This window comes from Pseudomonas sp. PSB18 (assembly GCF_014596565.1).
Classification (GTDB): Bacteria; Pseudomonadota; Gammaproteobacteria; order Pseudomonadales; family Pseudomonadaceae; genus Aquipseudomonas.
In genome coordinates, this window is sequence record NZ_NOIN01000008.1 from 63,543 (window position 1) to 77,173 (window position 13,631).

12 protein-coding genes are annotated in these 13,631 nt (G+C 61.9%); 6 read left to right on the plus strand and 6 right to left on the minus strand.

Annotated features, from left to right (window positions below; all coding sequences use genetic code 11):
- The first annotated feature begins 61 nt into the window (after positions 1-61).
- The 6 genes from CGA22_RS19125 to CGA22_RS19150 are packed head-to-tail and all read left to right on the plus strand — an operon-like array spanning position 62 to position 6,964.
- On the plus strand, positions 62-679 hold the full coding sequence (locus CGA22_RS19125; RefSeq protein WP_041021785.1) for a thermostable hemolysin: 618 nt from the start codon (positions 62-64) through the stop codon (positions 677-679).
- Positions 676-2,238: an AMP-binding protein gene (locus CGA22_RS19130; protein ID WP_041021784.1), complete on the plus strand. Its 1,563-nt coding sequence runs from the start codon at positions 676-678 to the stop codon at positions 2,236-2,238. The genes CGA22_RS19125 and CGA22_RS19130 overlap by 4 nt, the downstream gene beginning before the upstream one ends.
- Positions 2,213-3,094, plus strand: coding sequence for a TauD/TfdA family dioxygenase (locus tag CGA22_RS19135; RefSeq protein WP_041021783.1), 882 nt, complete (start codon positions 2,213-2,215; stop codon positions 3,092-3,094). Before CGA22_RS19130 ends, CGA22_RS19135 begins: the two co-directional genes overlap by 26 nt.
- A 9-nt stretch (positions 3,095-3,103) precedes the next feature.
- A complete protein-coding gene (locus CGA22_RS19140; RefSeq protein WP_041021782.1) occupies positions 3,104-4,228 on the plus strand; it encodes an aminotransferase class III-fold pyridoxal phosphate-dependent enzyme in 1,125 nt (374 codons plus the stop codon).
- Entirely contained in the window at positions 4,206-5,546 is a 1,341-nt protein-coding gene (locus CGA22_RS19145; RefSeq protein ID WP_041021781.1) for an aspartate aminotransferase family protein, read from the plus strand. Before CGA22_RS19140 ends, CGA22_RS19145 begins: the two co-directional genes overlap by 23 nt.
- Positions 5,547-5,548: 2 nt before the next feature.
- A complete protein-coding gene (locus CGA22_RS19150) occupies positions 5,549-6,964 on the plus strand; it encodes an amidase (RefSeq protein WP_041021780.1) in 1,416 nt (471 codons plus the stop codon).
- 36 nt (positions 6,965-7,000) lie between these two features.
- On the opposite strand, the gene CGA22_RS19155 is transcribed toward CGA22_RS19150, so the two are convergent.
- From CGA22_RS19155 to CGA22_RS19180, 6 genes are all read right to left on the minus strand, one after another.
- Complete coding sequence (locus CGA22_RS19155; protein WP_041021779.1) at positions 7,001-7,912, minus strand: DMT family transporter; 912 nt, start codon at positions 7,910-7,912, stop codon at positions 7,001-7,003.
- A 129-nt stretch (positions 7,913-8,041) separates the two neighbouring features.
- Positions 8,042-9,229: a cyanate transporter gene (locus tag CGA22_RS19160; RefSeq protein ID WP_041021778.1), complete on the minus strand. Its 1,188-nt coding sequence runs from the start codon at positions 9,227-9,229 to the stop codon at positions 8,042-8,044.
- Positions 9,230-9,428: 199 nt separating this feature from the next.
- Positions 9,429-10,355 (minus strand): copper homeostasis membrane protein CopD, encoded by a 927-nt coding sequence (copD, locus tag CGA22_RS19165; protein WP_041021777.1) that lies wholly within the window; start codon positions 10,353-10,355, stop codon positions 9,429-9,431.
- A gap of 1 nt (position 10,356) precedes the next feature.
- The gene (copC, locus tag CGA22_RS19170) at positions 10,357-10,743 is read right to left on the minus strand and encodes a copper homeostasis periplasmic binding protein CopC (RefSeq protein ID WP_041021776.1); all 387 of its coding nucleotides are present in this window, start codon (positions 10,741-10,743) and stop codon (positions 10,357-10,359) included.
- Positions 10,744-10,800: 57 nt separating this feature from the next.
- A complete protein-coding gene (locus CGA22_RS19175) occupies positions 10,801-11,712 on the minus strand; it encodes a copper resistance protein B (RefSeq protein WP_041021775.1) in 912 nt (303 codons plus the stop codon).
- Positions 11,713-11,723: 11 nt separating this feature from the next.
- Positions 11,724-13,589, minus strand: a complete 1,866-nt coding sequence (locus CGA22_RS19180) for a copper resistance system multicopper oxidase (protein ID WP_188258679.1) — start codon at positions 13,587-13,589, stop codon at positions 11,724-11,726.
- Positions 13,590-13,631: the final 42 nt, after the last annotated feature.

A 13,631-nucleotide genomic window follows, 5' to 3' on the forward strand; every position in this document is an offset into this window, starting at 1 on the left:
TTCTTAAATATGCTCGCCTCGCTTTTAAAGACATCCTGCACAGGGACGGAGGAGGACGAAAATGCAAATACGTGTCGCGGAAACTAAAACGCCATTATGGGTACAGGCTACTGAGGTAGTAAAAGACAAGTTTCGAAGTTCTTACGCGGCTTCGGTAGAACCGAATCCACAATACTTTGCGGTCACTCAGGATCAGGCCGATCGTATACTTGCGTGTGCCGGTATTACCTTTGCGGATCACCGCGTTCTGTTTTCCGAGCAATACCTGACACAGCCGATTGAAGAGATTCTGTCCCAGCGTTTCGAGAAAACCATCGAGCGTTCGAACATTGTCGAGATTGGCAATCTGATTTCCCATCATCTCACGGCGGGAATGATTCTCGTTAATATGATTCCGTTGTTGTCCTGGTGCATGGGTGGGCATTACCTGTTGTGCACTGTTACGCCTCGGGTCCGGCAAATGATGGAAAGTTGCCAGATCGATTTCGAGCCGCTGTTGACCGCTGACCCCACCCGGCTGGCCGATGATGGCGGCAAGAACTGGGGAAGCTATTACGCCAAGAAGCCGGTTACCGGTTTCATCCGGGTCGATCCGAAGCGCTCACGTTTCGCCGCCATGACGCTCAGTACCTCGTTCACGCAGTTGCCCGGTGAAACCCTGGCGAGGGCGCAGCCATGAGCGGTGGTTTTATCAATCTGTTGAAACAGGCACTGCAGGTCAACCGCCAGGCGGTCTGCGCGGTTGACTGGACGTCGGGCACCGAGTCTGTGGCGCTGACCTACGGCGAACTGGAACACCGGGCGCTCAATCTGGCTGCCGAGTTGCAACGACGTTTCACCACGCCGGCCCACGGCGATCAGGTGGTGTTGGGGATCGCGACGCGCAACAGCAGCGACTGGCTGGTGGCCGACCTGGCGTGCCTGTTTGCCGGGATTACCGCGCTGCCGTTGCCGTTGGCGTTCAGTCAATCACAGGCCGAGCATCTGGCCGAGCGTTGCGACGGGTTTCTGGTGGATGCCGCAGGGCAGCGGACACTGGCGCAACGCTGGAAACTGAATTTTCCCGACAGCCGCCTGCGCCGCCTCAGCGAGTCGGTGATCGAGCAGCCCCTGCTGCACACTCCGGACGGCGAGGGCGACTGGATCTGCAAGATCATTCACACCTCGGGTACCACCAGCCGGCCGAAAGGCGTGCGCTTGAGCAATCAGGCGGTTGGCGCGGTGCTGACGTCGTTGCGCGAGCGCATGCCGGTCAATGCCCATCGTCGGTATCTGTCGTTGGTCCCATTGAGCCTGCTGCTTGAACAGGTGACCGCCGCGTACCTGCCGCTCCTGACCGGTGGGACCGTGCATTTCCTGCCGCCCAGCGAAGCATTGCTCGGCGAACCCGGGGCTTCGCCGCAGCGTCTGGTCGACTGGATCCTGCAGGTCCAGCCGACGGCCCTGACGGTGCCGCCGGTCATGATCAATCGCTTCCTGGAGCAGTTGAACGATGGCGGCGAGGCGGGGGAGCGGCTGGCGAGTTACCTGAAGTCCGGGGCTCACATCACCTGCGGCGGCGCGGCGGTGAGTATCGATGCCCTGCACGATCTGGCCGAGCAAGGCATCGAGGTGTACCAGGGCTACGGACTGTCGGAAAACGCCTCGGTGGTCAGCGTGAACACTTTCGAAGAGCAACGCCTGGGCAGTGTCGGCAAGCCGCTGCCCCATGTCCAGGTACGGATCGGCGCCGACCAGACCATCGAGGTCAAGAGTAGCTCGCTGTTCAGCGGTTATTCGGGGACGGACCCCAGTGCGTGCTCCATGTCGGGAGACGGCTGGATGGACACCGGGGATCTGGGGATGCTCGACGAAGACGGCTACCTCTACGTGCATGGCCGCAAGAAGAACGTGATCTGCCTGCCCAACGGCCGCAATGTCAGCCCCGAGCAGGTCGAGCTGGAGTATCGCAAATACCCGGGCGTGAACGACGCCGCGGTGTTCTTCGATGAGCAACACGGTCTGGTGGCGTTGCTGTGTGTCGAGTCGACGCCGGCCGGGGATGAACTGATTAGCTGGTCGACCGGCCGCTTCTCCGACATCGAACGACCGAACCGGCTCTGGTTGTTGACCAAGGACGATCCGTTGATCGAGCAGCTTTACACCGTTACCGGACGACCGAAACGCGCCGATATCGCCACTGTTTTTTCCACTCTGCAAGGGAACGCATCTAATGAGCACACCTGCCTTTCACTTTGAAACCCCGGACGTCTCCATCGTCGAGTCGCACCACTTCGCCAGCCTGGGCAAGGCGGAGTTGTATGAGCTGCTGGGACACTACGGTGTCGTGCTGTTTCGCAATTGCATCCACAGCGCCGAGGCGTTCAGCGCCTACGTCAAGCAAAACAGTTCCCGGCTGAGCCTGGATCCGGCGCGGGTCATGGTCGGTGGTGCGGCGCAGTTGGTGGATGCCGGGCATCAGGCGGTCGGCCTGCATTGCGAAAACGGCAATTCGCCGTTCTGGCCGGACATGACCTGGTTCTATTGCCAGGAGGCGCCGCGCAAGGGTTCGCAAACCACGATCTGCGACGGTGAGAAAGTGCTAGCGAGGCTGTCTCCGGGCTGCCGCAGCTTCTTCGAAAACAACCCTATCCGCTACAGCCGCACCGTGGCGGGGGAAAAGTGGCGCCGGCTGGTCTGCCATTATTCGCCGACCCTGTCGAACCCGGCCGATGTGGTCATCGAGGATCTGTTGCAGATCATTGGCAATGACCCGCAGACGCAGATTTCCTTCAACCCGGCCGATGATTCGATGCACTACGCCTTCAGCACGTCGGCGATCCTCACTTCCGCCTTCAGCCAGCGCCCGGCGTTTGCCAACAGCATCCTGGGGCCTTCGTTCAACTACGAGGCGCCGGTGATCGATACGGTGGACGGGCAGGTGATTCCCGCCGGCTTCCTGGCTGAAATCGCCGAAGTCTCCGCCCAGTACACCGTTCCGGTGGGTTGGCGTGACCACGACGTGGTGATGATCGATAACCGTCGGGTCATGCACGGTCGTGAAACCATCGTCGATGAGCGTCGGCGCATTTTCAATGCCCTGAGCTATCGCTGAGAGGGTGCCATGAAGAACGATAAATATATTACTGGCGGGCAGTACGAGACGTACCTCGACGGCGATGGTCGGCAGATCATCGACCTGACCGGCGGGTTTGGCTTCCAGGTGCCGGCGGTGATCGAAGCGGTCACTCGCCAGGCGCAGATCATGGGGCTGTCCAACCGGGTACTGATGTCTGCACCGCTGATTGCCTTGTGCCGCCGTCTGGCTGAGCTGCTGCCTAAGCCGTTGGTCAGTTCCTATGTGTGCAGTTCCGGTGACGAAGCCTTCGAGGGCGCCTTGAAGTTATGCAAGGGGCTCAAGCCGAAGGGCAACACCATTGTGTTTATCCAGGGGGGGGATTACGGCTCGCTGACCTACGGGCGTTGCCTCAACACCGCGCAGGGCGACCTGGACGTGCAAGATTTCCTGGGCTTCAAGCGCGTGGCGATTCGTCAGCTCGCGGACCTGGATTCGGTGGACTGGAGCGATTGCTTCGCGGTCTGCCACAGCAGTACCCGCCTCGATGCGAACGGTCGATTGCAATTGCTCGAGGCGGCCCTGGTCGAGCGCTTGCACGCCCGCGCGGCGCAAGCCTCGGTGCCGGTGATCGCCGTCGACACCCAGACCTGCCTCGGTAGCCTGGGCTCGCTGTTCGGCTTCCAGCGTTATCGCTGTATCCCGGACATTGTCGTGCTGGGTGGCGCGCTGGGGGGCAGTGCGATTCCTATCGGCACCTATACCTGCAGCGAGCGCATGGCCTGGCAGGTCTATGGACGCAGCAGTCCGGCCAAGCATGGCAGCACCACGGCCGGCAATCCAATGGCTTGTGTGGCGGCCCTGGCCGCGCTGGATTATGTGCAGGCCAACGACTCGCCCCGGCACTGCCTGGAAAACGGTCAGCGACTGGCGCAGACCCTGGCGTCGTTTGGCGCCGTGGCCGAAGGCGGCTGGGTCAGCCTGCCGTTGGCCGACGACCTGCAGCCGAGCGTGCTGTGCGAGGCACTTTACCAACAAGGCATCTACGTCAGTGCGCCCCGTGGCCGCGAATTGATCTTGCGGTGCCCGATTACGGCTCGCTCCGAACACGTTCAACGTGCCGCAAACATCATCAAGGAGACCCTAAGCCATGTCCTTACTCAGGCCGCATGAACAGCTGCTGGATGATTGCCAGCGGTACTGGAGCGCCTCGGCGGCCAAGCTCTATCGCCTGGGCAAGACCAGCGTCGAGCAACAGACCGATGGCATTCATGTCACCGACCACACCGGCAAGCGCTTTATCGACTGTGCGTGCAGCTACGGCGTGTTTATCGTCGGTCATCGCAACCCGATGGTCCGCGAGCAGGTGCAGGTGCAGTTGAACCAGATGGCCTGGGTACCGGAGGGCCGGCGTCATCCGCTCCAGGACAAATTGACCGAGCGTCTGTGCCAACTGGTGCCGGGGGAGTGGGGTGACGTGCAGTATATGGTCTCGGGGGCCGAAGCCATCGAGCAGAGCCTGCGCTATGCGTTGCGCATCCAACCGCACCGGCGGCGGATCGTGGTGATGAGCGGCTCCTACCACGGCAAGACCCTGGCGGCGATGAGCATCCTGGGGCAACGGCAGAATCACAGCAGTTATGGCATCGCAGCGCCCGACGTGACCCATGTGCCCTACGGTGATTTTGCGGCCCTGCAAAAGGCCGTCGGCGAGGGCGTGTGCGCGGTGTATGTCGAACCGATCCTGGGGGGCGCGCATCTGCAGATGCCGCCGCTGGGCTACATGGCCAATCTGCGGGCCTTGTGCGATGCCACCGGCACCTTGTTGGTGGCGGATGAGATCCAGACCGGTTTCGGTCGCTGCGGCAAATGGTTCGCCGTGCAATATGACGATGTGGTGCCCGACATCATGATCCTCTCCAAGGGCCTGACCGGCGGCTACACCTCGTTCGCCTGCGCCATGTACAGCCAGCGCCTGGCGACCCAATACCCACTCAGTGAAATCGAGCCCGATACGCGCACCAATGGCGGGCATCCGGTGGCGTGCGCCTCGGCGCTGGCGGCCATCGATTACATCGAGCAGAACAACCTGGTGGAGCAGTCGCGGATCAACGGCGGTTTGCTGCGCCATGGTCTGCAACGCCTGGCGTTGCGCTATCCGCGCATCGTCGAGGATGTGCCGGGGGTGGGCCTGATGACAGGGCTGCGCTTGCGCGGTTCGGTCTATGAAGCCTTGATGAGCATGGAGCTGAGCAAGCGCGGCATTCATGCCGGCCATTCGATGAATGAAAAGGCCAAGCGTCCGGTGCTGCGTTTCTATCCACCGTTGAGCATCTCGCCCGATGCGTTGCGCCATGTCCTGGCCATGATCGAAGAGGCCCTGGAGGCCATCGACCGGCGGCCGAAGCTGGCGGTCAAGGCATTCTCCCTGGTGGTGCGCAACATGTACCAGTTACCCAACAAGTGGCTGCGCAGCAAGGAGGCGTCGTGAATATGTTCAATCCCGACTCGCTGACCCTGCGGGAGATGGCGGGTCTGTTGCGACGTGGCGTGCTGACCAGCGTCACGTTGCTGGAGTTCTATCTGCAGCGGATCGCCGAGCGTAACCGGCAGATCAACGCACTGATCCAACTGGCGCCCGTGGAAGAGTTGCGGCGCCAGGCCCGCGAAGCCGACGAGATGGCGCGCATCGGCCAGATCAGCGGTCCGTTGCACGGTATTCCCATCACTATCAAGGACGTCCTCCACGTCCAGGGATTCAGGATGTCCCGAGGGCTGGAGGAACTGCTGGGCGATGTCAGCCCGCAGGACGCGACGGCCGTCGCCCGGCTTCGGCAGGCCGGGGCGATCATCCTGGGCATCAGTAATGTGCCTGAACTGTGCATGGCTTTCGAGACCGAAAACCTGATCTACGGCCGCACCCTCAATCCCCATGACTTGCAACGCTCCGCCGGCGGCAGCAGTGGTGGTGAGGCGGCGGCAATCGCCGCAGGGTGTTCGCCCGCCGGGCTGGCCTCCGATGCCTGTGGCAGTGTGCGGATACCCGCGCACTTCAACGGCATTTGCGGCTTGAAACTGACCCAGGGCCGGGTGCCATTGACCGGCCAGTTTCCCAACGACCGCTCCGGGTTGTTCCACATGACCTCGGCTTTTGGCGTGATGGGGCGCTACGTCGATGACCTGGCATTGCTCGGGCCGCTGATCAGCGGTGCCGACGGACAGGATCCGGACACCGTCGACGTGCCGTTTGCCGAAAGCGAGCCGCTGGCCAGCCTGCGGGTCGCACTGTTTTCAGAGTCGGACCGCACGCCTGTCAGCGCCGCGGTGAGCGAGGTGTTGCGGCAGGTCGAACGGTGCCTGAGCCAAGTGGTGGCGCAGGTGAGTCCGGTGGCGCCGCCGATGCTCGAGGAGGCTTGCGACGTGCTATGGCGGGTGTTCATCACCGGTGCCGACGCCGGGCGTGGCTGGCGACAGCTGTTCGAGTCGATGAATAAGCGCCGTTTCACCCCGGCCATCGCCCAGTTGCTGGACATGAGCGAAGCCGTGGAGTTGACCGTGGATGAAGTCAAGCGCGACTGGATCGCGATCGACACGTTCCGCTATCAACTGGCGAAATTCTTCAAGCAACACGACCTGTTCATCTGCCCGGTATTTCCGGACGTTGCGTTCCGTCATGGAGAATCCCTGGAGGATCGCAACCGCTATGCCTTCGTGTTCCCGTTCAGTCTCAGCGGTTCACCGGCGGTGGTGATCCGCGCCGGAACCGATGCCGCCACGGGAATGCCCATCGGCATCCAGATCGTCGGGCCGCACTGGCAGGAGGAACGGTTGCTGGCGGTGGCGGCTTTCCTCGAGCGGGAGCTGGAGAGCTGGAGCCCGGTTGCACCTCGCTCGGCGTCGGCGCACTAGTGTGCGCCGCGCCGGCGTACAAAGCCTGGGGCGATTTCAAGCCGTAACGGTTCTGGCATTACGGCTTGAAATCACCAGCGCCAGCATCCCCACGCCTACCAGCCCGGCACCGATGATTTCGAGCGCCATCGGTTGTTGCCTGAGCCAGAACCAGTTGAGCAGCGTCACGAACAGGGTGTTGAGGTAGACGTAGGAGATGACCGTGGACGGTGCGATTACCCCGATGGCCCGGTGCAACAGCCAGAACGTGGCGAGGGTACCGAACAGGGCCAGGTACACCAGCCAGCCGATATCCAGCATCGACAATTGCAGGCCGCTGCGCCAGCCGCCGCTGAACAGGCAGAACAGCAGCAGGAACAGCGAACCGAACAGCATGTTCCAGAAGGTCATCGCCACCGGATCCCGACCCTTGAGCGCCTTGGCCTTGAATCGTTGGCTAAGAGGCGAGTACAACGCCATCGCCACGCAACCGACACCGAAGACCAGTACCGGATAAAGCGCGGGCATCTGCCCCGGCGCCGTACCCTTGAGCGTCAGCAATACGGCACCGGCCGCCGCGATCAGCATGGGCAGTAGGCGGGTCTTGAGGTTCGGACTGGGCAGCAGGAACACCTCGAAGAACAAGGTGATCAATGGCACCAGTGTGTACAACGTCGCGGTATTGACCGCCGAGGTATAACGCAACGCCTCGAACAACGAGCCAAAATAGGTCGCCAGCAACAGGCCAAGCACAGCATGGGCCAGCAATCCTCTGGCGGTGATGGGCGAGGTGTTTTTCAGCAGCACCAGCGGCAGGAACAGCAAGGCCGAAAACAGCAGCCGCAAGCCCGTGAGCAGAATCGGGTCGATCGAGTGGCTGACTTGAGCCGCCGCGAAGAACGACGAGGCGATCAGCATTGCCCAGATGAGCATGCCCCAGTGAGCGGCTGCAAAACCGACGTGTTTCATCAAGGTCTTATTCCTGTGTTCGAGAACTGGAACGTCATGATGGGCAAATCCGTCGGCCGTCATGGGTAGGGGGATAAAGACAGGGCCGCATTCATTGCGGCCCTTTTTTCGGTGACGCGAACGGTTCCGCTAGCTGATGTGCCGCGCGTACTGCTTGGGATTGAAGCGCAACACCATCAGGATCATCAGCGCCATGACCGCGGTGAGCGACCACCAGGCCCATTCGAAGCTGCCCAACTGATCGCGGATCATCCCGGCGATCAGGGGTGAAAGCCCAGCGATCAGATAGCCGATGCCTTGCACGAACGCCGTCAGGCCACCGGCCCGGCGTGGGTTGTCCAGATGGTCGAGGGATACGATCAGGCTCATCGGGAACAGGCCGCCGATACCCAGTCCCAGCAGGCAGGGCCACAACAGGCTGAAGCGTTCAGGGCTGAGGATCAGACCGCAGAAACCGCCCATGATCAGGGCCAGCAGAACGGCCAGCACCAGACGCTTGTCCTGGCTGCGGTTGGCGATTGCCGGGGTGACGAGGCCCGAGAGTACTTCCATCGCCGTGAGGAACCCGAGCAATAGGCCCGCGTGCTGTTCGCTCCAGCCTTTTTCCACGTAGTACGGTGCCAGCCAGGCCAACACACAGGTATAGGACGCAGTGCCCAGGCCGAAGAAAATCGCCAGCAACCAGGCCCGGCCATTAGCGAAGAACGATTCCTTGTTCCGGCTCGGGGCGTCGGGTAACGGCGTCACGGCCGAGCGCTGGGCGTACCAGCAACCCAGGGCAACCAGCGCCAGCACCGCCCAGATCGCCAGGCCGATACGCCAGCTGCCGGTCTGTGTCAGGACGAAAGGTGAGAATGACGCCGCCAGGGCTGCCCCGCCCATGATCGAGGTGACATACAGCCCCATGAACAGCGAGACGTTGTCGCTGAAGCGTGATTTGATCAGGGCCGGCATCACCGCCTGAATCAGCGCGATCCCGACCCCGGCCACCACGGCGCTGATAATCAGCTCGACGGCGCTGTCCAGATACAGGCGCGACGCCGTGGCGATGCCGATGATCAACAGCGAGAGTACGATAGTGCGGTGTTCACCGATGCGCAGCGCAATGCGCATGCCCAGGAACATCGCCAGGCCCATCGCCATGACCGGCAGCATGGTCAGCAGCGAGGCGGTGCTGAAACTCAACGGCACCTCGCCGCGAATGGCTGACAACAACGGCCCGACCGCCGCCATCGAAGGTCGCAGGTTCAGCGCCACCAACACCACACTGACCATCAGCCAGACGGCGTGGGTGCTTGAAGTTCGAACATTTTCCATAACGGAGCCTTGGCTGATAAAAATGCCATTTAGGCCGCGAAGCGAGGGCAGGGGCAAACTGAAAACTGGGCAGTGATATTGAAAGATTAAATGCTCATCAACCCTGTGGGAGCCGGGCTTGCCCGCGAAGACGGCGGTAAGGTCAACATTGCCGCAAGCTGACCCACCGCCATCGCGAGCAGGCTCGCTCCCACAGAGGCTATTCCATGGCCGGGCTCAACGTACCCAGCCAGGCCACCAATCCCAGGATGACCACCGCTACAGAGAACTCAAGTACCATGCTGCGCCGCAAGGCCCTCACGGCGATGCTGCGTTCGTCGGTTTGCCTGGCCAGCTCCAACTGCGGGCTCAGATGAAAACGGTTCAGTGCGGCGAACACCAGCATGGCCCCGAACAGGACAAGTTTAAGTGTCAGCAACTGACCATAGGTGCTGTCGAACAGCCCGTCGATGCTCGGGCCGACGATGAACAGGTAATTCATCATGCCGGTCACGCTGATGATCAGCACGATCACGGCCCCTGCGTTTTCAAAACCGGTCAGGGCCCGAGACAGCACCGGCAATCGGTGTTCGGCCTGGTGAAGCAGCAGCACAAACGCCGCCAAGGCGCCCACCCAGGCACCTGCTGCCCACAGGTGCAAAAAGTCAGTGATGAAGTGCCAGCCCCGTCGTTCGCCTTCGTCCATGGCACCATGGCCGGCCCACGCCAGCGTCGCAAGGGCCACGCTGGCGGCCAGCGTGCCCAGCCACAGGCTTGCGCTTGGCCAGCGCTTGCTTTGCGTCGCGGCGGCAACGGTCACCATCAATGCCAGGATCCGCAGGCTCCAGCTCGAGCCCATATCAGTCTCCAATACCATCATTTCAACGTGCGGCTGCAACTCGGCCCAGTCCGTAACGCCGCTCATGGCCCAGACCATGCACAACATGCCGGCGATGGACAGCAGCACGCCGATGATGGCCGTGCTCGCCAGGAGCCTTGCGAAAGGCAACACTTCACCCGACTTCCGTTCCTGGCCTCGCAGACCATAAAGGCCGAAAGCCGCCAGGCCGAACAACAACATCAGGTCCAGATACAGGGCCAGGCGTAGAACAATGTTGATCAGATCTATGTCGGTCGAGTCGCTCAACTCACTTCACCTTGAAAGTGACGTTGCCGGTAATCGGGTGAGTATCGGACGATACCGCGCGCCATTGGACCTGATAGGTGCCCGACGTGAGCGGGGTATTCGGGACGATGACCATGGTCTTGGGGTCTTCGCTGCCCGATACCTTGGCCGCCATGGGCATCGGCGAATGGGCCGACATGCCGGGCATCTCGGTCATCAGCAGCTTGGCGCCGGAGAACTTGGTCATCAGGTTCTCGGAAAAGTGCAGCTCGATCTTCGCCGGTGCCGGTCCCTGCGATCCTTCGGCAGGGGTGGTGGACAGCAGCTTGGGGTGTGCCTGGGTCAGGCCGCTGCTCAGCAGGCCGGTGGACAACGCAACGGTGATCACAGCGTTTTTGATGAATGACATGCAAGGACTCCTACAACGGTTTTCTAGTTTTTTGGGAAATGGAGGGGGCTCAAACCGTCAGAACCACATGCGCACGCCCAGGACCAGGCGTGCCTCGCTGCGGTCGTCGCCTTCTTCGCGGGCGTAGTCGGCGGTGTTGCCATAGGTGCGGTTCCAGGTGACGCCGATGTAAGGGGCGAATTCGCGACGGATTTCATAACGCAGCCGCAGGCCCAGCTCGGTATCCGACAGACCTGAACCCACCGCGCGCTGCGGATCGTTCTTGCCATAGAAGTTGGCTTCGGCGGTGGGCTGCAGGATCAGGCGGTTGGTCAACAGGATGTCGTAGTCGCCCTCCAGGCGTACGGCGCTCTGGCCGTTCTCGCCGAGGTAGGCCGTGGCCTGGGTTTCGAAGTTGTACAGCGCCATGCCCTGGATGCCCAAGGCAGCCCAGGTTTGCGGCTCGTCCGGCTTGAAGTCCTGGCGCACGCCGGCCACCACGTCCCACCAGGGGCTGATGGCGTGGCCCCAGAGGGCCTGGAGCTCGGCTTCTTCGGTCTTGCCGTTGGTGCGTTCGCCTTCGGTGCGCAGCCACAACCGGTCGATGTCGCCGCCGATCCAGCCGGAGGCGTCCCAACTCAGTGCGCTGCCTTCGTCGGCGTCTTGCCATTCCAACTGATTGACCAGGAAGAATGAGTTGAGCGCGCTGTCATGCACCTGGTGACCACCGTGGTCCTCATAAACCGCTGCGCGATCGGCGGCGGTCAGTTCGGGGATCGGCGTGCGGCTGGTGGTCCTGGGCGGCTCCATCGACTGCATGTCCTGCATCGACTGCATGCCTTGCATCTGGCCATGGTCCATGCCCTGCATCTGGCTGTGATCCATGGCTGGCATAGCGTTGCCGGCGGCCCAGGCGGGTGCGGCGATGCCTTGTGCCAGGCCGGCCATGATCATCATCGACAGGAAAGGAGATTGAATGTGGCGGGTCATGGTTCGGCTCCTCATTCCTGTACCCGGATTTCACGGAACATGCCCATTTCCATGTGGAAGAGCAGGTGACAGTGATACGCCCAGCGGCCTAGGGCGTCGGCGGTGACCCGGTAGCTGCGCCTGGAGCCGGGCGGCACGTCGAGGGTGTGCTTGCGGACCATGAACTGACCGTTTTCGTCCTCCAGGTCGCTCCACATGCCGTGCAGATGGATGGGGTGAGTCATCATGGTGTCGTTGATCAGCACGATGCGCAGCCGTTCGCCGTACTTGAACAGCAACGGTTCGGCGTCGGAGAACTTCACGCCATTGAATGACCAGACGAACTTTTCCATGTGCCCGGTCAGGTGCAATTCAATGGTGCGACCCGGTTCGCGGCCGTCCGGGTCGGGGAAGGTGCTGCGCAGGTCCGCATAGGTCAGCACCTTGCGACCGTTGTTGCGCAGGCCCATGCCCGGGTCGTCGAGCTTGGGCTTGACGCTCATGGCTTGCATGTCCACCAGCGGGTTGTCTTGTTCCGATGCCGGATGGGACGGCATGTTGCCCATGCCTGGCATGGCGCCGTGGTCCATCATCGGCATGTCACCCTGATCCATGGTCGACATTTCGCTTTGATCCATGCCCTGCATGCCGTCCATACCCTGCATGTCCTGCATGGCGCCGTGATTCATTGCGGGCATCTTGCTGTGATCCATGCCTTGCATCGATCCATGGTCCATGCCGCTCATATCACCCATGCCAGCCATGCCACCGTGGTCCATGCCGCCCATGCCCATGTCGTCCATGGTCACCAGCGGTCGCGGGTCCAGCGGTGGGACAGGCGCTGAGAGCCCGGCTCGGGTCGCCAGGGTGCCACGGGCATACCCGGTGCGGTCCATCGACTGGGCAAACAGGGTATAGGCCTGCTCGGTCGGTTCGATGATGACGTCGTAGGTCTCGGCCACGGCGATCCGGAACTCATCCACTGGCACCGGATTGACGTATTGGCCGTCGGAGGCGACCACCGTCATTTTCAGGCCGGGGATGCGCACATCGAAGTAAGTCATGGACGAACCGTTGATAAAGCGCAGGCGAATCCGCTCGCCGGGCTTGAACAGGCCGGTCCAGTTCATGTCCGGCGCCTGGCCGTTCATCAAGTAGGTGTAGGTCGCGCCGCTGACGTCCGCCAGGTCGGTGGGGTTCATCTTCATCTCGGCCCACATCTTGCGATCGGCCACGGCGGCGCCCCAACCTTTGCTGGCGACATCGTCGATGAAGTCGCCGACGGTGCGTTTGTTGTAGTTGTAGTAGTCCGATTGCTTCTTGAGTTTGCGGATGACGTCGGCGGGGTCTTCGTCGGTCCAGTCGGTGAGCATGACCACGTAGTCCCGTTCGTACTGGAAGGGCTCGGGTTCCCGGGCGTCGATGACCAGCGGGCCATACACTCCGGATTGCTCCTGGAACCCGGAATGGCTGTGGTACCAGTACGTGCCGTTCTGGCGGACCTTGAATTGGTAGACGTACTGGCCGTCGGGTTCGATGCCCTTGAAGCTCAACCCTGGCACGCCGTCCATGTTGGCCGGCAGAAGGATGCCGTGCCAGTGGATGGACGTGGTGTCCTTCAAGCGATTGCGTACCCGCAGGGTCACGGTGTCGCCTTCGCGCCAACGCAGCAGTGGGCCGGGAATGCCGCCGTTGATGGTCTGGGCGATGCGGGGATGACCGGTGAAATTGACCGGGCTTTCGCCAATGAACAGGTCGAAGTCGGTGCCGCTCAATACAGTGGGCTGGCCTGGGGCGGTCATCGCCCAGACGGGCGCGCGCCACAGGCCCAGCCCTCCCAGGATGCCGCCAGCGGTCAGGCCCTTTACGAAGGTGCGCCGGGAAGTTTTTGTTTGCATCGATAAAAGTCCATCAGTCGATTCGCGACGTGCGTGGGGCAA

Coding starts and splice junctions, on each gene's coding strand:
- CGA22_RS19160 (WP_041021778.1), bottom strand. CDS start 9,229: ATGGAAAATGTTCGAACTTCAAGCACCCACGCCGTCTGGCTGATGGTC.
- CGA22_RS19175 (WP_041021775.1), bottom strand. CDS start 11,712: ATGACCCGCCACATTCAATCTCCTTTCCTGTCGATGATGATCATGGCC.
- CGA22_RS19125 (WP_041021785.1), top strand. CDS start 62: ATGCAAATACGTGTCGCGGAAACTAAAACGCCATTATGGGTACAGGCT.
- CGA22_RS19145 (WP_041021781.1), top strand. CDS start 4,206: ATGTCCTTACTCAGGCCGCATGAACAGCTGCTGGATGATTGCCAGCGG.
- CGA22_RS19180 (WP_188258679.1), bottom strand. CDS start 13,589: ATGCAAACAAAAACTTCCCGGCGCACCTTCGTAAAGGGCCTGACCGCT.
- CGA22_RS19155 (WP_041021779.1), bottom strand. CDS start 7,912: ATGAAACACGTCGGTTTTGCAGCCGCTCACTGGGGCATGCTCATCTGG.
- CGA22_RS19135 (WP_041021783.1), top strand. CDS start 2,213: ATGAGCACACCTGCCTTTCACTTTGAAACCCCGGACGTCTCCATCGTC.
- copC (WP_041021776.1), bottom strand. CDS start 10,743: ATGTCATTCATCAAAAACGCTGTGATCACCGTTGCGTTGTCCACCGGC.
- CGA22_RS19130 (WP_041021784.1), top strand. CDS start 676: ATGAGCGGTGGTTTTATCAATCTGTTGAAACAGGCACTGCAGGTCAAC.
- CGA22_RS19140 (WP_041021782.1), top strand. CDS start 3,104: ATGAAGAACGATAAATATATTACTGGCGGGCAGTACGAGACGTACCTC.
- CGA22_RS19150 (WP_041021780.1), top strand. CDS start 5,549: ATGTTCAATCCCGACTCGCTGACCCTGCGGGAGATGGCGGGTCTGTTG.